Genomic DNA, 19,805 nt, shown 5'->3' with positions numbered 1-19,805 from the left:
TTTGTGGTACGATGATTCTCTGAAAATTTCTTAAACGCGCCACGGCGTTTTTGAACGGGGTTTGAACGGTATTCCCGCTGCGCTTGCCCGGCACTCTTCCTTTATATACAGGGAAAGCGGTTAATCCACTTTCTTCTCCCGCATAGCCGACACTGTCCGTCAGTTACCTTTAACGACGGACAGCACCATGCCAAAGCCTGCAACACAACTCGAATTTCTGGCCCTGTGCTTCGAGCTTCCCGACCTGTCGGATGCCAGCACGCCGCTGCCGGAATGGTTGCCGATGATCCCTGCGGGCACATTCACTGGCCGGGATGGCCGTACGTGGGTAAACGACAATCCGCAGGCCATTATTGCCACGTCCTTTCGTTACCCGACGTTGCCGTTTGATGCCGAACACTCCACCGAGCTGCTTGGGCCTAAAGGTGAAGAAGCCCCGGCTTATGCCTGGATTGATGCCATGCGCGTCAACGCCGACGGCAGCATTGACGGTCATATCGAATGGACGCCTGACGGCGAAGCGCTCGTTCGCGGTAAGAAGTACCGCTATTACAGTCCGGCTTTCCGTCATTTCCCTACCGGTCAGGTCTCGCATCTTTCCAGCGCTGGCCTGACCAACAAACCCAACCTGTATTTACCCGCTCTTAACTCGGAGAACACCATGCCTTTACCTGTGCAGATTGCCACGGCACTGGGGCTGGCTGAGACCGCGTCGGTTGACGATGCCGTATCAGCGATCCAGACCATCAAGAACAGCGAACAGACCGCGCTGAACCGTGCTCAGAACCCGGACCTGTCAAAGTTCATCCCGCAGGAGACCTATCAACTGGCGCTGAACCGCGCTCAGACAGCGGAAGATCGTCTGAAGACACTGGATGAGAAGACGGCCACCGCGCTGGTTGACGATGCCGTAACCGCCGGGAAAGTCGCGCCCGCTAACCGCGATATGTATCTGGCCCTTTGCCGCAGTGAAGAAGGCCGTCAGCAGTTTGCCGAGTTCGTGAAAACTGCGCAGCCGCTGGTCAATCAGGACCCGTCCAAAGGTAAAGAGAACAAGGGGCAGCAGACCACGCTGACCGAAACCGAACTGGCGATGTGTCGCAGCATGGGTCTTACCCAGGAAGAGTTTCTCGCCGCTAAACCGAAACAGGAGCAATAAGAATGCCGCAACCGTCAGCAGAAATCCTGCACGCGCTCACCACCTCCCTGAGCGCAGCTTTCACCCGAGGTCTCGCAGGTGTGACTCCGCAGTACCTGCGCATTGCTACTGAAGTGCCGAGCGGCTCTGCGTCCAATACGTATGGCTGGCTCTCGGACCTGCCGACCATCAAAGAGTGGGTCAGTGAGCGCCAGTTCGCGCAGTTGTCTCAGTACGGCTATACCATCGCCAACAAGACCTGGGAAAACTCCATCCGCGTCAAGCGCGAAAATATCGAAGATGACCAGATTGGCCAGTACAGCGTCATTGCGCAGGCGTTCGGTCAGCAGGTCGCCGAATTCCCTGACACGCTGAGCTTTCCGCTGCTGGTTGCCGGTTTCACCACCCTGTGTTTTGACGGCCAGAACTTCTTTGATACCGACCATCCGATGGCGGGCGGCACCTACAGCAACATTGTGGGTGATATCGCAACCGACAAAGGTGAGCCGTGGTTCCTGATTGATGAAAGTCAGGTGCTTAAACCCATCCTTTACCAGAAGCGCCGCGCCTTTAACTTCCAGGCACTGGATGACCTCAGCAGCGAACACACCTTCAAGAACAATGAGTTCCTGTATGGCGTGGATGGGCGCTGCAACGTCGGTTTTGGGTTCTGGCAGACCGCCTGCGGGTCCCGCGCACCGCTGACTGTCGCCAACTATGAAGCGGCGGTGAAGGTACTGCAGGGCATGAAGCGCGATTCCGGTTCGCCGCTGGGTATCCGTCCGACCACGCTGGTCGTGGGTCCGAACAACCGCGCAGCCGCGAAGAAGATCATCGACGCAATGCTGGTCGATGGCGGTAACTCCAACATCTATTACAAGGATGTGGAAATCGTCGACAGCCCGTTTATCACCACCCCGGCGTAATCGCCAGTCTGCGTTTTAAAACCGTTACAGCGGGCGTTAAACCCGCTGTAACCCACCTTTAATGAGGATGGAACAGTGAGTGGAACGAAAGAAAAAGCAACGGGTAAGCAAAGCGCTAAAGGTCGCGCTGGCAAGATTTCAGCGCCGGAAGTGGCACAGGCTGATGCATCTGACCTGCCGGGAGCTGAACGGTCAGTCACATTACCAGGGCATTACGTTGCGGTGGGTGCGTCCCCCGTCAGCCTGAAGCCTGTCGATGCTGGTGCGTTTCAGTCATCGGGTGACGTCATTACCCTGACCGGGGATAACGTCAGCATTTCCGCGCCTGCGGCCCACATTTCAACTGACCACCTTAATACCGTTCAGGGTGAATTACAGACAAACCTGACCCCCGAAGGTCTGGCCGCCGGTGGCGGAAGTGAGAACCTTATCACCGCATCCCCTGCAACCGATGATTTGGTGGTGCTGGAGGTTCGCGCCAGACATGAGCGCGGGTTCTGGCGCTGTGGCCGCTTCTGGCCGCGTGAGCCGGTGCATGTGTTTGTCAGCGACGATCCCGATGGCGATAACGAGGCGAACGCGCTGGAGGGTGATGTGGTGGTGGAGTGCTTCATCAGTCACGAAACCGCCGAGCGCCTGAAAGCTGAGCCTCATCTGGTGGTGACGGTCCTGCAGACGGTAGCGGAGAAAGGCTGATGGGTATTTACGTTACCCGTGATGACCTGCTGGCCACAGATGGTTCGCTGGTATGGACTATGGCCATCGACAAGGCAACGAACCAGCTCGACGAGGCGAAGATAGTCACGGCCATCGAGGATGCTGACGCTGAGATCAACTCGTTTCTGTCTAAGCGCTATCAGCTGCCGCTGAACATCACCACCGTTCCGCGCCCGCTGCACCGGGTAGCCGTATCCATCGCCATTTACTGGCTGTCCGAGCGCGACAATCAGATCACTGACCTGATTCAGAAACGCTACGACAGCGCCGTCCAGACCCTGAAGGAGATGGCGAACGGGACGCGCGACCTAGGCCTGCCGACCGACACTCCGGCTCCTGAGACTGATAACGGCAGGATGATAGTTGTCTCCGATAACAAACGTCTGTTCACCCGTAACAACCTCAAAGGGGTGCTGTGATGGGGATATCGGTTGAGGTTATCGGTGCTGAGAAGCTGCAGCAGATGCGACTGGCCATAGAGAAGCTCTCCGACAGCTCGCTGCAGCAGGAGCTGCTGGAGAGTATCGGCGCTGTCGTTGAATCGCAGACCCGCCGCCGCATCAGCGACGAGAAAACCTCACCGGCTGGCGAGCGCTGGGAGGAATGGTCCGAGGGATACCGCAAGACCCGCAGCGGGAATCAGAGCCTGCTGCAGGGGAATGGCGATCTGCTCGACAGCATCCAGTACATCGTCGAGCGTGGCCGCGTTCGTGTGGGTTCGCCACTCAGCTACAGCGGCGTTCACCAGGACGGTTTTGCTGGTAGCGTCCCGGTCAGCGCTCATAAGCGTCTCATTCATCAGGCGTTTGGCCGGGCGCTGAAGCATCCGGTCTGGCAGACCGTGGGCTCTCATACCCGCGAGATGAATATTCCGCAGCGCGAGTACCTCGGGCTGTCCACCGCAAACAGTGATGAGCTGATGCATGTCATCGGCGATTTCTGGAGTGAGGTATTACCGTGAGCAATGAACGTCCGTCCCTGCTGACCACCGGCTCCACGGTCTCCGCCGCTGAGAACATAGTGGCGTGGCTGAAGCCGGAGCTGTTGAACGAACCTCAGCAAAACAAGCCTGACCGCGTCAGCGTGATTGAACGCCATATCGGCCAGTTCAGCACCCCGGCTGAGGTCAAAACCTGGCTGTCAGATCGTGATGGCTGTATCCGTCTGGCCGCACTCCGGGTGCGCAACATCCGCGCTCAGGCTGGCGGTACTGTCGGCGAAATCACCTGGGCGGCGTATGTGATGGCCACCGATGCATGGGGCTATACACGTGATACCCGCTGCGAGGTGCTGGTCGGTAAGCTGGTTCGCCGTATTGTCCAGCGCGGGGCCCCTGACGGCATGAAGGCCGAACGTCTGGCCACCTCCGTCAGCGCCGACAATATCTATTCCGGCGGGCTTAACGATCTGGGGCTGACCATGTGGGCCGTGACGTGGGAACAGGAGTTCCGCCTGGATGATGTGATCGACCTTGCCACCCTCCCGGACTTCCTGCGACTGGGGGCCACGCTGCAGGTCGGCGATGGCACCATCCCGATTGAAGGCGTTATTAACGTAAGAGAGCCATAACGATGAAAAAACATATCAAGCCCGCCCACGCGGGGCTGCTGGTGCGAAAAGCTGATGGCCAGCGCCTCAGTCCTGAAGGGGAAACGCTCCTCATGAGTGCATGGTGGCATCGCCGCGAAGCTGAAGGTGATGTTGTTATCACCGATATCCAGGCTGAATCCGTAACCGAACCGGCGGAAGTCCGCCAGACCCGAACCGCAAAGGAGAAGTGATATGTCGTCACTGGGTAATATTCCTGCTGATATCCGCGTTCCGCTGGTGTACATCGATATTGATAATTCTCAGGCGCTCGACAGCGCCCCGGCGCAGTCGCGCAAAATTATCGTCATCGGCCAGCAGAGTGCGACCGGCACCGCTGCCGCTCTGACGCAAAACCGCATCACCAGCGACGGCACCGCAGACCAGCTTTACGGCAAAGGCTCCATGCTGGCCGGGATGCTCAAAACCCTGCGTAAGGCGAACAGCTATACCGAAGTGTGGGCGATGGGCCTGGCTGATATTGCTGCCGGTGCTGCCTCAAAAGCAGAGCTGACCATCACCGGCCCGGCCACTGCTGCGGGTACGCTGGCCCTGCTGGTTAACGGTATATCGGTGCAGGTTGGCGTCAGCGCTGACGATACCGCCGACACTACCGCGACAGCCATTATCGCCGCCGTTAACAAACTGCCCGATACGCAGGTTACTGCTGCGCTGAAAGCGGATTCGACCGACGTCGTCACCCTGACCACCAACTGGAAAGGCGCGACCGGCAATGCGATGGACGTCCGTCTCAACTACTATACCGGCGAGCAGAACCCTGCAGGCGTTGCGGTGGCCATCAACGCCTTTAACGGCGGCACCGGCACCCCGGATATTGCGGCGGTTGTCGCGGCGCTGGGCGATGACTGGTACACCGATATTGTGTTCCCGTTCAACGATACGCAGAGCCTGAATACTATCCGGGATGAACTGCTCGAACGCTGGGGGCCACTCAAGATGATTGAGGCACAGCTCTGGACGGCTTACCGGGGCACCCATGCCGAAAGCGGCACCTTCGGGGAAACCCGCAATGACTGGCTAATTTCCTGCATCGGGACCAACATCGCACCGCAACCGCACTGGCTGTGGGCGGCATCTTACGGCGGTATAGCGTCATACTATCTGGCCAACGACCCGGCCCGTCCGCTGCAGACGCTGGTGCTGCCGGGCATCCTGCCGCCGGTCAAGACAGTGCGCTGGGATATGCCGGAGCGCAACCTGCTGCTGCATGACGGCATCGCCACCCATTACGTTGATGCCAGCGACAACGTCTGCATCGAGCGTGAAATCACCATGTACCGCGTCAACCAGTATGGTGACGCCGATACGTCGTACCTCGACGTGCAGTCACCGGCGACGCTGGGGCGTATCCGCTACGTCATCAAAAACCGGTTCACCAACCGCTATCCGCGTCACAAGCTGGCCGGGGATGATGTGCTCGACCTGCTTGATCCGGGCCAGCCGGTGATGACGCCGAAGATTGCCCGCGCCGAGCTGCTGGATATCGCGCTGACTGAGCTTATCCCGGCGGGTCTGGTTGAGGACTTCGACGACTACAAAGACACGCTGGATGTGTATCTCGACGGCGACGATAAAAACCGCCTGAACTTCATCTGCCACCCGAACCTGGTCAACCAGCTGCGTGTGCTGGCCGGTCTCGTCCAGTACAAACTTTAAGGAGCCTTTATGAGCATTCTGGGCCAGGCGGCCATCCGTATTAATGGCCGCGAAATCAAAACCACAGGTAAGTCCACCCTCAATCCGGGCGGTAAAACACGTACCCAGCATATGGGCGGCGGCAAGGTCTGGGGGCTGGCAGGCAAGATGGCGGGTCCCTCGATCCAGATGACCATCGCAGCTGCAGAGGATGTCGATGTGGTTGAAATCAGTGGCTGGGAGGGGGTTACCGTCATGTTTGAAGGCGATAATGGTCTGACCTACATGATGACCGGCGCGGCGACCGCTGAACCGGCCACGCTGGATGAAGACGCTGGCACCATCAGCGCCAACTTCCTTGGCGAAAAACTGGTGAAGGTGTAAGCCATGGCTGAGATGAAAATCACCTTAAAACACGGTTACGTCGCCGGTAAAGGCACTGACGATGAGATCCGCTACAAAGAAGTGACCTTTCGCGAGCTGACCTCAAAAGACGTTATCGACGCCCAGCTTGAGGCGGAGCGCGTGGTCATCGGGGAGAATGGCAAGGCGGTGGCGTACTGTTCTGAGGTGCTGATGGGGCTGGGTATGCTGCGGCGACAGATTGCTTCTGTGGGTGAGATACCGGGGCCATTGTCCCTCAAGCAAATCTACGCCTTTCACCCAGAGGACCTGGAGTTACTCAGCAGTAAAGCAGCTGCTCTCGATGACCTGCTTTCGGAGACCGCGTCACGGGGGCGACCTGGTGCCGCTGGCGACGGCGCTGAGTAACCTTATCGTCAATCTTTCCCAACGTTTTGATATGTCCTACCTGCAGCAGTTGCCTCTCCGGCAGCTGCTGCGCCTGACAGAGCAGCTGAGGAAGCAACATGGCAAACCGCCTCACCACTGAAATACTCATCAATCTGGCAGGTAACCTGACCGCCAAAGCCCGCCAGTACGGTGCCAACATGTCCGAGTTCGCCCGCACAAATCAGCGGGCAATGTCGGTTGTCAAAGCCACGACGGCGGCGGCTGGTCGTGGTCTGGATGCGCTGGGCAATCGATATACCACCATGATTGCCGGTTTTGCCGGTGGTGCCATGTTGAGAGACTTTGCCGCGACAGATCGCCGCATCACACGTATGGGACTGGCAGCAGAGAAGACCAAAAAAGAAATGTCCGAGATGTTTGGCGGTATGCAGGATGCTGCGATCAAGTTTCGTGTCGATGACAGTGAAGTGGTCAGCGCGATTGAGAAAGTCGGGACGGTGACTGGTGATATTGATTACGGCTATAAGAACCGAAACATCATAGCACCGTCTATCGCTGCGTCAGGTGCTGATGGTGAAAGTATCGGAGGACTCTTCTCTCAGTTCACAAAGTTTAACCTGAGCAACGAGAAAGACACCCTGCAGGCAATGGATACCCTGAATCAGCTCGGTAAAGAAGGTGCGTTTGAACTGAAGGATATCGCCGAACGCGGCGTAAAAGCGTTCTCAATGTATGCCGCCGCAGGGGGAACAGGTGTACGGGGCGTGAAGGACGTCGGCGTGGCGCTGGAGAGCGCGGTCGATGCTACCGGTGATACGACCACTGCCTCTACTGCAGTTGAGAACCTGATTCGGGATCTGCAGCTTCCGAAGGTTGTGAAGGAGTTGCGCCGGAATGGCATAAATGTTTTCGGTAAAGACGGAAAAATGCGATCACTGCCAACACTGATGGGAGAGATTGCAAAAAAATCAGGGAATAAAGGCGCAGAAACTCAGAGCGCACGCTTACTGGGGGCCGGATTTAATCAGGATAGCATCCTGTTGCTTAGCAGCGTGACGTCCGGTAAAGGTGCGGAGAACCTCAAACGCTATAACGGCGTAGTGGCCGATGGTCAGGGCATTATGAAAGATGCCGAGTATGCATCTAAAGATTTCACATCAGCCGTCACTGCACTAAACACCACCTGGAAAAAATTTGCAAACAGCAATCTCGCAAAACCAGTCCAGGAGCTGGCTGATGCAATTAATTCCGTTGACCAGGAAACCGTCCAGCACTGGCTGGAGATTGGTAAAAATATCGCCATCGCAGTCGGGGGGGTTATTGCAGCCCGCAAAGCGTTTCAGTTTGGTAAAGGTGTCTGGGACGTACTTAATCCAAATAAAGGTAAGGGTATACCTAATGGTATCGCTGATGTGTTTGGTTCAGGTGTAATGCCAGTTTATGTGACCAACTGGCCAGCAGGTGGGCTGGGTGGAACAGGAGAAGATAAGGTTAACGATCTTCTTGATACTACCGCCGACCTTCCAGGTTGGCCTGGAATGCTTGCCCGGGGTGGGTTAATTGCCAGTAAGTTGATGGGGTTAACTGATATGGACCCTTTTTCGGACGAAGGACGCGAAGAACTCCTTAAAAGGGTTCAGCAGAACAATGAGCGTTCAACGATGTGGGAGGACATCAAAAACTTTTTCACGTCTTCCTCGCCGTCACCTGCGGGTTACCAAGACCCGTCGCCGTGGGCGTCTATGCAGCCACAAAATCAGTCTGGCTACCCATTCCTGCAGCAACCTGAGCTGAAAGGCAGTATCGAGGTCTCTGTTAAAGATGATCGGGTTCAGGTGACCAGCGTCAAGGTCAACGCCCCCGGCGTCACCATGAGTGCGGGTACCGGATTACGCAGTACGGAGCAAGACTAATGGCCATCAAGTGGGAAGACCTGCGTGATGCTTCGTTCCGGGGCGTACCTTTCTTTTTCCGCGACGTCGAGGGCGCTGGCGGCCGCCGCGCCATCCCCCATGCTTACCCCAAAAAAGAGGTGGGCTGGACGGAAGACCACGGCGCGGTGCTGACTCAGCAGCAGATTAACGCGATCCTGCTCGGCAGTGACTACATCGACCAGATGAACCGCCTGCTGGCCGCGCTCAATACTGCCGGTCCCGGTGAACTGGTGCATCCGTGGTTCGGCGTTCAGAAGGTTCAGGTGGGCCGCGTTACGCATCGTCTCTCCACCGAAGAAGGCGGCATTGTCTACATTTCCTTTGAGGTGTACGAGGCTGGCGAGCAGTTGTTCCCGTCCGGCAACGAAGACACCAGCGCCACCACGCTCAGCGCGGCGGACAAGGTCAAGGAAGCGCTGGCCAGCGGTGATTATTTCGCGGCGCTCGACGGTGTCGGCAGCATGGTGGATACCCTGCTGGAGGATATGGAGGGCTTTGTCACCAGCCTGCCGACCCTGCCGGATGCGCTCAGCGAGTGGATGGACCGCCTCAACCGGTTTAAGGACCTCGCCGGTATTGTAGCCGCCGCACCCGGTGAAATGATCCGCGATATTACTGGCCTCATCAGCGATATGAAAGACCTCGTATCTGAGCCCCCGTTCGCACTGCGGGTCTATGACCAGCTACGCGATAAGTGGGAAGGCGACCGGGCAGCGCAGTCTGCGACCAAATCCCTTGTCGATAACATCAGCGTGAATACTGATACCGGCTTTGCCAGCAGCGTCACACCGGCATCGACGCCGGAGACCACGGCAGCGATGGAGACCAATATCGACGACTTCCGCCGTCTGGTCATTATCTCCACGCTGGTCGCTCAGGCTGAAGCGGTGGCCACCGCGACCTTTGAAACCGGTCAGGATGCGCAGAGCACCGGCGACCAGCTGGCGGAGCGTCTCGGCGAGACCGCTGCGGAAGCCGTCGAAAGCGGGCTCCGTGAGCTGTGGCGCTCCCTTCGCGAATTGCGGTTCGCGGTGGTAAATGATGTACGCATCCGCAGCATCCAGTTGCCGGAACTACGACGCGTAACGCCTGCCCGGACAGTGCCGGTCATGCTGCTGGCCTACCGCGAGACCGGCGACGCGGAGAACCGGGACGAACTGGTGACCCGCAACCGGCTGCGCTATCCCTCCTTTATTACGCCTTCACAGACGATTGAGATCATCAGCAATGACTGAAGAGTTAACCCTTGACGTTGACGGCAAGGTCTGGGGCGGCTGGACGGATATGACCATCAACCGCTCTCTCGACAATATCGCCGGAGAGTTTGATTTGACCGTTACCGCCCGCTGGTCTGCTGCGGCTCCTCGCTCCATCAAGCCGGGGCAGTCCTGCACCGTTGATATCGGCAGCGACCGCGTGCTGACAGGCTACATTGACGACTTTATTCCCAGCTATGACTCGGAGAATGTCTCCCTGCGCGTCATGGGTCGCGACAAGACCGGTGACCTTGTGGACAGTTCAGTGGTCGATAAATCCGGTCAGTGGAAAGGTCAGAAGCTGGAGCAACTGGCAGCCACCATCTGCAAACCCTACGGCATCGAGGTGGTTAACGAGACCGACACCGGCGACGCCTTTGGCAGCATCACCCTCGAACAGGGTGAAACCGGCTTTGAACTGCTCGACCGGCTGGCCAAACAGCGCGGCGTTCTGGTGACGTCAGACGCTTACGGTCGGCTGGTCATCACCCGCGCATCCACCCAACGGGCCGGAGTGGCGCTAACTCTCGGCGACAATATTCTGGCTGCACGTGGACGCTTCAGCTGGCGCGAACGGGCCAGCCAGTACATCGTCAAGGGCTCCGCCAGCGCGGGCGGTTCAACATGGGACGACCAGCCGGTGAAGATGATCGGCGGCCGTCAGACGGTAGTCAGCGACCCGGAAATAACCCGCTATCGTCCGAAGATTCTGGTCAACGAGGACAGCCTGACGGTCGGCGGTGCCAGCGCCCGCGGCGAATGGCACAAGGCTCATATGATGGGTGAAGCCAATACCACCGAAATCACCGTCGCGGGCTGGCGTGAGAACGGTATCAGCGGTCCGCTGTGGCAGACAAATCGGCTGGTGAAGGTAACCGATGCCATTCAGCAGCTCGACGTCACCTGGCTGATTAAGTCCGTTTCCTTTATGGAAGGCGATCAGGGGCGGCTGACCGTGCTGACACTGGTCCCGCCAGAGTCGCTGGATATGCCTGAACAGAAAGCTAAAAGTAAAGGCAAGAAGGCAAAGACTTCCGTGGGGGTGACATGGGACTGAACGCAGTTAACTTTTCCCGCTCTATCGCCGCTATGGGCCGCCGCCTGCGCCTGATGGTGGACCGTGCGCTGGTCCGTATCGTGACGGACAGCCTCGGTCGGCAGAACCTGCAGGTGCAGTCGCTGGCCGATGAGACTAACGACGACGTCGAGCGCTTCCAGAACTATGGCTTTTCCAGCGTTCCGCCTGCGGGCTCAGAGGCGATTGTCGTTGCTGTCGGTGGCCGTCGCGGCGGCATGGTGGCCATCGCCGTCGAGGATAAAGGGAGCCGTCCCCGTGGCGGTGAAGAAGGCGACGTTGTTATTTATCATCAGGAAGGCCATATTATTCGCCTGAAAAAGAATGGCGTGATTGAAATAACAGGGAAGACGGTAAATGTGGTTGCCGAAGAGAGCTGTGACATTATCGGTAAACAGATAAATATCACCGGCCCCACTTCTTTCAGTGAAGATATTCAGGTTAAGGGGAAAAGTTTCCTTGACCATATTCATAAGGATGGTGACGGTGAAAACACGACTAAACCCTTATGACCATCAGAATAAACTGGCACCTGCCCGCTGGCGGCGATATCGAGATTGAACACAATGGCCTTTCGTTTGACGAGGGCCTTGTTTCTTTGGTGTATATCTGCCTGTTTACTGATGCGCGGGCAGATACCAGCGACGAAATACCCGACGGCACCGATGACCGTCGCGGCTGGTGCGGTAATTCTTACAGCGATTTTGAATGGGGCTCAAAGCTCTGGCTGATTGACCGTGAAAAGCTGACCGAAGAGGTCAGGCTCCGCGCGGAGAATTACGCCCGTCTGGCCATGCAGCCGTTATTACGCTACGGCTATGCGCGAAATGCGCAGGTCATTGCCACTATTCCCCGTATTAACTGGCTGGCATTAACCATTATTCTCACCCGCCCGGATAAAACCGAGTTAACCGTCGAAATAAAGAAACGCTGGGAGGCGGTAGAAAATGGCTACATTTAATGTCCCGACGCTCCGCCAGCTTATTCGTGCCGGTATTCAGGATTTAGAGATTGCCCTCGACCAGGAATTACCGATTATCGGCGTTGAACGCGCGTTAAATACCGCTTTCAGTGGCGCTTTACGCGATGTCTACGATTATCAGACGTGGATTAAAAACCAGATTATCCCGTCAGAGCAGTCCGCTGACGAAACCATCATTGATACCGCCCGCTATGAGGGCGTTATTCGTAAGGCTGCATCCTATGCCAGCGGACCGGTCGCCTTCACCGGCACCCGACCGCTGCCGCTCGATACGGAGATGCAGACGCAGGACGGCGTACGCTACCACGTCACCGCCACCAGTGACCCGTCAGCGGGCAAAATCACCGTCACCGTGCAGGCTGACGAGACGGGCCTCAGCGGCAACCTGACGGCGGGCGACGTCCTGACTCTGATTTCCCCGGTGGCCGGGGTTAACAGCGATGGCGTGGTGGCGGATGCCGGTATCTCCGGAGGCGCGGACGTCGAGTCTGTGGCCGAGCTGCTGACCCGTCTGCTGTACCGCAAGCGTAACCCGCCAACCGGCGGCGCGCTGCATGATTACGTTATCTGGGCCACCGAACTGCCGGGTATCAGCCGGGCATGGGCCTTTGACTGCTGGCACGGGCTGGGTACGGTGGGCCTTGCATGGGTCTACGACCAGCGCACGGACATTATCCCGACCGGCACCGACCGCGAGGCGATGCAGGCGTACCTTTTCCGCCATCAGGACCCGGCAACCGGGACTTACGTCGGCAAGCCCGGCGGTATCGAGGTCTGGCCCATCCCGCTGACGCTCAAGCCGGTACCGCTGACCATTCGCGTCATCCCCGACACTGCCGCCATCCGCTCTGCGGTCACCCTGAGCCTGCAGGCGCTGTTTCGTTCGGTCTCGCCGGGCGACACGCTGCTGCTCTCTGCCATCCGAACGGCCATCGGCTCATCGACGGGTGTCACCGACTACGAGCTGGACCTCACCACCAATCAGGCTAGCGAGAACTATGAGCTGCTGACGCTGGGAGCAATCACATGGCGCATCGTGTAGAGGACTGGCAGGACGTCCTGCAGCAGCTGATGCCACGCGGTAAGGCATGGCCGCGCGACCAGACGGCGGCGCTGACGTCACTGCTCCGGGGCTTCAGTTCCCGCCTGCAGCTGGCGGAGGCGAACGCGGATTTGCTGGTCACCGAGATGCGCCCGGAGACCACTGACCTGCTGCTGGCCGACTGGGAGGACTATCTCGGTCTGCCGGACTGTAACGCCATCCCGGACGGCTTCGACCGTCGCCGCGATGCCGTGGTGGAGAAGTATCACCGCAAGGGCGGGCTGGCCACCTGGCAGATTGAGCAGGCCGTGAAGGATGCACTGGGCTTCACCATTCAGGTGACTGAAATCCTGCCGCATCACGTGATGCGCGACATCATGTATCCGATTTATTCGCATAAATACCGCTACCTGCTGCAGGTGACGGTCACGGATATGCCGATGATCCGCTTTCGCAGTATCAGCAACGTCCTGACGCCGTTAATCAGTTTACAGGCGCAGATACTGGAATGTTTTTTACGTCGTTACCGGCTCGCTGGCCACGATTATGATTTTCTTTACGAGGTTTAATTATGTATCACCTGGATAATGCCTCTTCCGTTCCTGATATGCCCGCTATTAAGCCGGTATTATTTACCGAGCGCCGCTGGTTTACCGAAGGCGGCGACGGTATTGCGCCGAGTTATCCGGGCGCAGACTGGTTTAATGCTATTCAGGCAGAAATGCTGAACGTGCTGGCGCTGGCAAATATCACGCCGGATAAAACGCAGCTGGATCAGTTTGCGCAGGCCATCCGTATTTTCTCCTCGGACTATATGCTGCCGCCGGGTATTCCGTTTGCGTGGCCGGGGGCGACAGCGCCGACCGGCTTTACGCTGATGCTCGGTCAGGGCTTCGATAAAATCGCTTATCCGCGCCTTGCCGTGGCGTATCCCTCCGGCGTTCTGCCGGACATGCGCGGCCAGACTATCAAGTTTTTGCCCGCCTCCGGGCGTGCGCTGCTGTCTTTTGAAGCCGACGGCATAAAGGCTCACGCCCATAATGCGACGATTAGCAGTACCGACCTCGGCACCAAAACAACCAGCGACGACAACGAGCACTTCCATCAGGGTGGAATGGTTGCTCCGGGTGATGTCTGGGACAGCGATTATGTGGTCGGGTCAGATAACGATTCTCATCGCACCCGCAACAACACCAGCACCGCCCCGGCGCACCATCACACCGTCTATATAGGCGCTCATGCTCACACGGCCACGGTGGCCAGCACCGGCAATACTGAAAACACCGTCAAAAATATCGCCTTTAACGCCATCGTGAGGTTAGCATAATGTCATTTGAATTCTCTCAAAACCCGCAGGCCATCTGGCTTTATCAGTACGATGCCGATGGTGTTTATAATGGTTCGGTCTTTATGACTATTCCGGCAGGCACCGGTCTGCCTGTTAATACCACGCATATTCCCTGTGAGCCGGGTAAAGGCCAGACCGGTATATTTAAAAATAGTGAATGGGAATATGTGGACGATATTCGCGGGACCCGTTACTGGAATATTCACGGCACCGGTTTTGTTATTTCCGCGCTGAGTGAGTCTCTTCCTGAATGGGCTGTGACTATTGAGCCGCCGGTCGCTGATGCCGGTTACGTTCTGTTGTTCACGGATGGCCAGTGGACGCAAGTTGAAGATAAAACCGGTCAGCTTTATTACGAGAGCAACGGGACTAAGCACGTCGTTTCTGACGCGTGGTTTATTCTGCCGGAGGGTTGCACGTTCGTTGCACCGCCAGAAGACAAGCCGACGTTCGTCACCCGCTGGAACGGCACAGAATGGATTTACCTCAAAGACCTGCGCGGCCAGCTTGCCTGGAATACCGAAACCCGCGAGACGATCACCATTCTTGAAGTGGGTCCCGTTCCTGACGGTTATACCCTCAAAATGCCGGGACAGTTTGATGAGTGGGATGGCTCAGCCTGGGTGAAAAATACAGAGGCCGAGCGGGTTTATCTTGCCGCTCAGGCTGACCGTCAGAAGGTTAAATTGCTGTCTGCGGCATCCGAGCAGATCTCACTGCTGAACTATGCCGTCAGCAGCGGACAGGCCACTGACGATGAAGCCACGCAACTGGTACATTGGGAAGAATACCGCCTTGCGTTAAGCCGCGTGGATACGTCTGCCCACGATATTGTCTGGCCTGAGAAGCCGTAAGGAGTCGTCATGTATCATCTCGACAATACCAGCGGCGTCCCGGAGATGCCGGAGCCAAAGGAAACCCAGTCGATTTCCACGCGCTGGTTTGGGGAAAGTCAGGAGCAAGGCGGCATCAGTTGGCCCGGTGCTGACTGGTTTAATATCGTTCAGGCCGAGTTACTTGCAATACTTGAACTTGTAGAAGACACGCCGGATAAAACGAAATACAACCAGATTGCAACGGCAATTAAAAATTTTTCAGGCGGAAATATCGACTTGGTCTGGAGTACGCTGAAAATTGAAGGTGCGCGTCGTTCAGGCCTGACATGGGGAGGCACGACCGAAGATGGTATTAAGTCCATAACGCCCTTTATGTTTGGCGGACAAGGCAATAGCCCGGATATTGATAATACTGATGCAGTTCTTAATGCTGTCGCGGTAGCCAAAGAGCTGAGTTACGGAATAGATTTACGTGGCGGTCCCTGGCGAATCTCTAAAACCATCGATCTCACAGGTATTCGACATATTATTACTGACTTTTCGGGACGCTTTCTCCTTGATCCTGAAAATTTCAGTTATCTGCATGATGCCCGTTTTGCTGTAACTTTTGGTAACCCGGATACCCGCTGGAGTGATGACAGGGCGGTGAATGTCTGCGTCAACGGACTATTACAGATACAGTGCGACAGCAGAAACAGCCTGTCTAACGGGATTTTCATTAAGGGCGCTCTGATAACGATTGAAGCAATGAGAGCGACCGGATTCAATGGTCACGGTATATTCCTCGGGAGCGTATGGGATTCAGCATTTAAGTCTGTTTCAGTAGAGCTATGCGGTAACATTGCATCTTATGCATTTCAGATTTCCGCCTTTGGTGATACGTCAAACTGTCTGTGGATAGGTCGTTTACAGGTTGAACGGGCCTATCATAAACAGATGGGTATCAACGTTATCCGCTCTGAAATACATACGATTCATGCTGAGCGGCTGATGATACTGACCACAGATGATGGCACAACGCTTTCACCTTCTGGACTTACCTATCAAAATTCAAATTTATTATTGAGTAATAGCGTACTTGGCCAGGTTGTACTGGATGCAATGTCTTCTGATGATGCTGGCACGGTATCGATAACACCTGCTGTTACACTAAATCTGTATGCTTCGTTTGCCAGTGCACTGTCAATGAATACCAGCATAGTTTCGAGTACCTATGGTGACTATGCAGCGATTACGGCCTCATCATTCCGGGGTTACTATAACCATGGACAACCAATAACTATCTGCAATAGCCGCATGTCATATTCGGACGGAAGCGGGGTTTGCCGTATGGTGAATGGCGTGCTGTTCAATTGCACCATTGACAAGCTAATTCCACATTATGGAACAAACGGGCTTACTGTCATATCGTCCACTATTATCAGTGATTTTGATATTGCCGCTGATACTGTGAATAACATCACATTTTACTCGTGTATGTTCAATGGAGCCGTGAAGCGGACGCAGTCTCCGGCAGGAAAGCCTGTCACATTCATTGATTGTAATCTGGCACAGCTGAATTCGTACTACCAACACAAAGCGGATTTCCGTGGAGGCTATATTGCGCAGGTCAATCTGGCGAGCCGGGCTTTCGTCAATCTTTCTGGCGTCAGAGGAGCCATATTTTCCTATGTCGAGGGCGGTGACCGTGGCTTTACGACAAATGATTGTATTTTTGATTCTGTGACGCGCTGGGGGCCTCCGACGCATGGTTCTTTTCCTGCCTGCGTTCGCACGCAGCGACTGGGTAATATGAATATGGTTGATAACAAAGTGGTGACCACAGTGGTTGAGTATATCAACACTGCGAATAATGGAGTCTCTTTTGCTCCATTGCTTACTTATACACCAACCAGCTAACGTGAGTTAATTATGAGAATTACAGAAATAAACGGTGAGTTTTACATTAAGGATGGGTTTGTCCCGGTAGGTGGTCGCTTTCGCTCTTCAGAGGCAGCCAGTCTTGCGCTCAGTAGTCTTGATCAGGAACAAATGGATGTTATGTGGATGGAATTTACTCAAAAATTCCCTAATACCTCAGTAGATTCAGATTTTTTGAGGGCATATATCGAAACACTTCAAGAAAATACAGAGCAATAGCTTACCGATACGCCTATACCAGCTCGGGTGGTATCAAAAGTTCTTCTATTGAGCCACCCGGAGCAGTATCGAAAGATTTTCAAAATAGTATCAAATCTTTTCGCGCGCTATACTCAGGCTCGTCCGGCGTTCGCACATACATATGATTAAGTGAATATAAATTTGACGGAGAAAGTTTCACAGGTACACTCAGGTCAGTCACAATAAGGAGTCACCATGCCACCCGTGTCCCCCCTGCAGCTTTTTAAAAGCCTTTCCGACGAAACCCGACTCAGCCTCGTGCTGCTGCTACGCGAAAAAGGGGAGCTCTGCGTCTGTGAACTTACGTCCGTGCTGAAAGAAACTCAGCCCAAAATCTCACGGCATCTGGCTCTGCTGAGAGAAAACGGGCTGCTTACCGACCGGCGGGACGGAAAATGGATCCACTATCGTCTGTCGCCTCATATGCCGGCGTGGGCAGCGGCGGTTATCGAACAGGCTTATCTCTGCCAGCGGGATGATATCCGCCAGCTCAGCCGGCAGGCTGAACGCGATAACGCCACCACCAACGGCAAGCCTGTCTGCATTTAAAAATTTACCGGTATATATCTGGATTATCGAATATATTACGCATCGAAAATTTATCAGTCCGGTTTAACAGGCATTTGTATTCAATAGGAGCGGGTATGTTTCTGGCAGGTGCGATTTTCATCCTGACGCTGGTACTGGTCATCTGGCAGCCGAAGGGGCTGAGCATTGGCTGGAGTGCCGTCATCGGTGCGGCGCTGGCGCTGCTGACCGGCGTGGTGCACATCGGTGATATTCCGGTGGTCTGGCAGATTGTCTGGAACGCCACGGGCACGTTCATTGCGGTCATCATTATCAGCCTGCTGCTCGATGAGTCCGGCTTTTTTGAGTGGGCCGCGCTGCACGTTTCCCGCTGGGGAGGCGGCAGGGGCCGGCTGCTGTTCACGTATATCGTTCTGCTGGGTGCCGCAGTGGCGGCGCTGTTTGCCAATGACGGAGCCGCGCTAATTCTGACGCCGATCGTTATTGCCATGCTGCTGGCGCTGGGATTCACTCCCGGCTCCACGCTGGCGTTTGTGATGGCAGCGGGCTTTATCGCTGACACCTCCAGCCTGCCGCTCATCGTATCGAACCTGGTGAACATCGTAACGGCTGACTTCTTTACGCTGGGCTTCAGCGAGTACGCATCCGTCATGGTGCCGGTGAACATTGCCTCCATTGCGGCCACGCTGGTGATGCTTCATCTCTTTTTCCGCAGGGACATCCCGGTCACCTATGACCTGGCGAAGCTGAAGGCACCGCGGGAAGCCATCCGGGATGCACGAACCTTTAAGGCTGGCTGGGTGGTTTTGGTTCTTCTGCTGGTTGGCTTTTTTGCTCTGGAGCCGCTCGGCGTGCCGGTCAGCCTGGTGGCGGCGGTGGCGGCGTTTATTCTCTGGCTGGTTGCCCGCAAAGGACACGTGATTGACGCCGGCAGGGTGCTGAAAGGCGCGCCCTGGCAGATCGTTATCTTTTCGCTGGGCATGTATCTGGTGGTATACGGACTGCGTAACGCCGGACTGACTGATTACCTTTCCGCCGCCCTGAACCGGTTTGCAGAGCACGGCGTATGGGGCGCAACGCTCGGCACCGGCTTCCTGACGGCGGCACTCTCGTCCGTCATGAACAACATGCCCACCGTGCTGGTTGGCGCGTTGTCGATTGACGGTAGTAGCGCACAGGGCGTGGTGAAGCAGGCGATGATTTACGCCAACGTCATCGGCTGTGACCTCGGCCCGAAAATAACCCCTATCGGCAGCCTCGCAACCCTGCTGTGGCTGCACGTGCTGGCACAGAAAAACATCACCATCAGCTGGGGCTATTACTTCCGCGTGGGCATCGTGATGACCCTGCCGGTGCTTTTTGTCACGCTGGCCGCGCTGGCCCTGCGCCTGTCTGTTTAACTTTAACCCCGGGGCTGCGCCCGTGCAGCCCCTTTACGGAGTACCGCTTATGACTGACATTACCATTTACCACAACCCGGCCTGCGGGACATCCCGCAATACCCTGGCGCTTATCCGTAACAGCGGCGCCGAACCCACGGTTATTCTGTATCTGGAAACGCCGCCGTCACGCGATGAGCTGAAGAAGCTGATTGCGGATATGGGCATCGGCGTGCGCGACCTGCTGCGCAAAAATACCGAACCGTACGAACAGCTCGGCCTGGCAGAAGACCGCTTCAGCAATGACGAACTGCTCGATGCCATGCTGGCTCATCCGATCCTCATTAATCGCCCGGTGGTAGTGACACCGCTCGGCACGAAGCTGTGCCGTCCCTCCGAAGTGGTTCTGGACATACTGCCGGACCCGCAGCAGGGCGCGTTTACCAAAGAGGACGGCGAAGCCGTCATTGATGGGGTCGTCTCAGAAA

General features: G+C 56.2%; 24 protein-coding genes. All 24 read left to right on the top strand.

The window, feature by feature from the left end; genetic code table 11:
- Positions 1–187 precede the first annotated feature (187 nt).
- Positions 188–1,159, top strand: coding sequence for a phage protease (locus tag KOSB73_RS00120; RefSeq protein WP_049082011.1), 972 nt, complete (start codon positions 188–190; stop codon positions 1,157–1,159).
- 2 nt (positions 1,160–1,161) lie between these two features.
- The gene (locus KOSB73_RS00115) at positions 1,162–2,064 is read left to right on the top strand and encodes a Mu-like prophage major head subunit gpT family protein (RefSeq protein WP_019704461.1); all 903 of its coding nucleotides are present in this window, start codon (positions 1,162–1,164) and stop codon (positions 2,062–2,064) included.
- Between the two features lie 75 nt (positions 2,065–2,139).
- Positions 2,140–2,760 carry a hypothetical protein gene (locus KOSB73_RS00110; RefSeq protein ID WP_225990779.1) on the top strand — a complete coding sequence of 207 codons (621 nt, stop codon included), beginning with the start codon at positions 2,140–2,142 and terminating at the stop codon, positions 2,758–2,760.
- Positions 2,760–3,200, top strand: coding sequence for a gp436 family protein (locus KOSB73_RS00105; protein ID WP_064365538.1), 441 nt, complete (start codon positions 2,760–2,762; stop codon positions 3,198–3,200). Before KOSB73_RS00110 ends, KOSB73_RS00105 begins: the two co-directional genes overlap by 1 nt.
- Entirely contained in the window at positions 3,200–3,742 is a 543-nt protein-coding gene (locus KOSB73_RS00100) for a phage virion morphogenesis protein (RefSeq protein WP_064365537.1), read from the top strand. Before KOSB73_RS00105 ends, KOSB73_RS00100 begins: the two co-directional genes overlap by 1 nt.
- Entirely contained in the window at positions 3,739–4,350 is a 612-nt protein-coding gene (locus KOSB73_RS00095) for a hypothetical protein (RefSeq protein ID WP_064365536.1), read from the top strand. The genes KOSB73_RS00100 and KOSB73_RS00095 overlap by 4 nt, the downstream gene beginning before the upstream one ends.
- Before the next feature lie 2 nt (positions 4,351–4,352).
- The gene (locus tag KOSB73_RS00090) at positions 4,353–4,562 is read left to right on the top strand and encodes a DUF2635 domain-containing protein (protein ID WP_064365535.1); all 210 of its coding nucleotides are present in this window, start codon (positions 4,353–4,355) and stop codon (positions 4,560–4,562) included.
- Position 4,563: 1 nt separating this feature from the next.
- A complete protein-coding gene (locus KOSB73_RS00085) occupies positions 4,564–6,045 on the top strand; it encodes a phage tail sheath subtilisin-like domain-containing protein (RefSeq protein WP_064365534.1) in 1,482 nt (493 codons plus the stop codon).
- Between the two features lie 9 nt (positions 6,046–6,054).
- The gene (locus KOSB73_RS00080) at positions 6,055–6,408 is read left to right on the top strand and encodes a phage tail tube protein (protein ID WP_049138388.1); all 354 of its coding nucleotides are present in this window, start codon (positions 6,055–6,057) and stop codon (positions 6,406–6,408) included.
- A 3-nt stretch (positions 6,409–6,411) separates the two neighbouring features.
- Complete coding sequence (locus KOSB73_RS00075) at positions 6,412–6,795, top strand: phage tail assembly protein (protein WP_064365533.1); 384 nt, start codon at positions 6,412–6,414, stop codon at positions 6,793–6,795.
- Positions 6,796–6,893: 98 nt separating this feature from the next.
- Complete coding sequence (locus tag KOSB73_RS00070; protein ID WP_064365532.1) at positions 6,894–8,690, top strand: phage tail tape measure protein; 1,797 nt, start codon at positions 6,894–6,896, stop codon at positions 8,688–8,690.
- Positions 8,690–9,946 carry a DNA circularization protein gene (locus KOSB73_RS00065; RefSeq protein ID WP_064365531.1) on the top strand — a complete coding sequence of 419 codons (1,257 nt, stop codon included), beginning with the start codon at positions 8,690–8,692 and terminating at the stop codon, positions 9,944–9,946. Before KOSB73_RS00070 ends, KOSB73_RS00065 begins: the two co-directional genes overlap by 1 nt.
- Complete coding sequence (locus KOSB73_RS00060) at positions 9,939–11,024, top strand: phage baseplate assembly protein (protein ID WP_064365530.1); 1,086 nt, start codon at positions 9,939–9,941, stop codon at positions 11,022–11,024. The genes KOSB73_RS00065 and KOSB73_RS00060 overlap by 8 nt, the downstream gene beginning before the upstream one ends.
- The gene (locus KOSB73_RS00055; RefSeq protein ID WP_064365529.1) at positions 11,015–11,554 is read left to right on the top strand and encodes a phage baseplate assembly protein V; all 540 of its coding nucleotides are present in this window, start codon (positions 11,015–11,017) and stop codon (positions 11,552–11,554) included. The genes KOSB73_RS00060 and KOSB73_RS00055 overlap by 10 nt, the downstream gene beginning before the upstream one ends.
- Positions 11,551–12,003, top strand: a complete 453-nt coding sequence (locus KOSB73_RS00050; RefSeq protein ID WP_049128811.1) for a phage GP46 family protein — start codon at positions 11,551–11,553, stop codon at positions 12,001–12,003. Before KOSB73_RS00055 ends, KOSB73_RS00050 begins: the two co-directional genes overlap by 4 nt.
- Positions 11,990–13,066, top strand: a complete 1,077-nt coding sequence (locus KOSB73_RS00045; protein WP_064365528.1) for a baseplate J/gp47 family protein — start codon at positions 11,990–11,992, stop codon at positions 13,064–13,066. Before KOSB73_RS00050 ends, KOSB73_RS00045 begins: the two co-directional genes overlap by 14 nt.
- On the top strand, positions 13,051–13,635 hold the full coding sequence (locus tag KOSB73_RS00040; protein WP_016807443.1) for a YmfQ family protein: 585 nt from the start codon (positions 13,051–13,053) through the stop codon (positions 13,633–13,635). The genes KOSB73_RS00045 and KOSB73_RS00040 overlap by 16 nt, the downstream gene beginning before the upstream one ends.
- A 2-nt stretch (positions 13,636–13,637) precedes the next feature.
- Positions 13,638–14,393 (top strand): phage tail protein, encoded by a 756-nt coding sequence (locus KOSB73_RS00035; RefSeq protein ID WP_064365527.1) that lies wholly within the window; start codon positions 13,638–13,640, stop codon positions 14,391–14,393.
- A complete protein-coding gene (locus tag KOSB73_RS00030; RefSeq protein ID WP_064360382.1) occupies positions 14,393–15,268 on the top strand; it encodes a tail fiber assembly protein in 876 nt (291 codons plus the stop codon). The genes KOSB73_RS00035 and KOSB73_RS00030 overlap by 1 nt, the downstream gene beginning before the upstream one ends.
- Positions 15,269–15,277: 9 nt before the next feature.
- On the top strand, positions 15,278–17,149 hold the full coding sequence (locus tag KOSB73_RS00025) for a hypothetical protein (protein WP_064365526.1): 1,872 nt from the start codon (positions 15,278–15,280) through the stop codon (positions 17,147–17,149).
- A 12-nt stretch (positions 17,150–17,161) separates the two neighbouring features.
- A complete protein-coding gene (locus tag KOSB73_RS00020; RefSeq protein WP_049103390.1) occupies positions 17,162–17,389 on the top strand; it encodes a hypothetical protein in 228 nt (75 codons plus the stop codon).
- Positions 17,390–17,605: 216 nt separating this feature from the next.
- Positions 17,606–17,959 (top strand): metalloregulator ArsR/SmtB family transcription factor, encoded by a 354-nt coding sequence (locus KOSB73_RS00015; RefSeq protein WP_001549886.1) that lies wholly within the window; start codon positions 17,606–17,608, stop codon positions 17,957–17,959.
- A 95-nt stretch (positions 17,960–18,054) separates the two neighbouring features.
- Positions 18,055–19,338 (top strand): arsenic transporter, encoded by a 1,284-nt coding sequence (locus tag KOSB73_RS00010; protein WP_001549887.1) that lies wholly within the window; start codon positions 18,055–18,057, stop codon positions 19,336–19,338.
- A 49-nt stretch (positions 19,339–19,387) separates the two neighbouring features.
- On the top strand, positions 19,388–19,805 hold a 418-nt coding region (arsC, locus tag KOSB73_RS00005), incomplete at its 3' end, for a glutaredoxin-dependent arsenate reductase (protein ID WP_098140141.1).

This window comes from Klebsiella grimontii, from assembly GCF_900200035.1.
GTDB lineage: Bacteria > Pseudomonadota > Gammaproteobacteria > Enterobacterales > Enterobacteriaceae > Klebsiella > Klebsiella grimontii.
The sequence above is the reverse complement of the archived record's forward strand: the minus strand, read 5'-3'. Positions and strand labels throughout refer to the sequence as shown.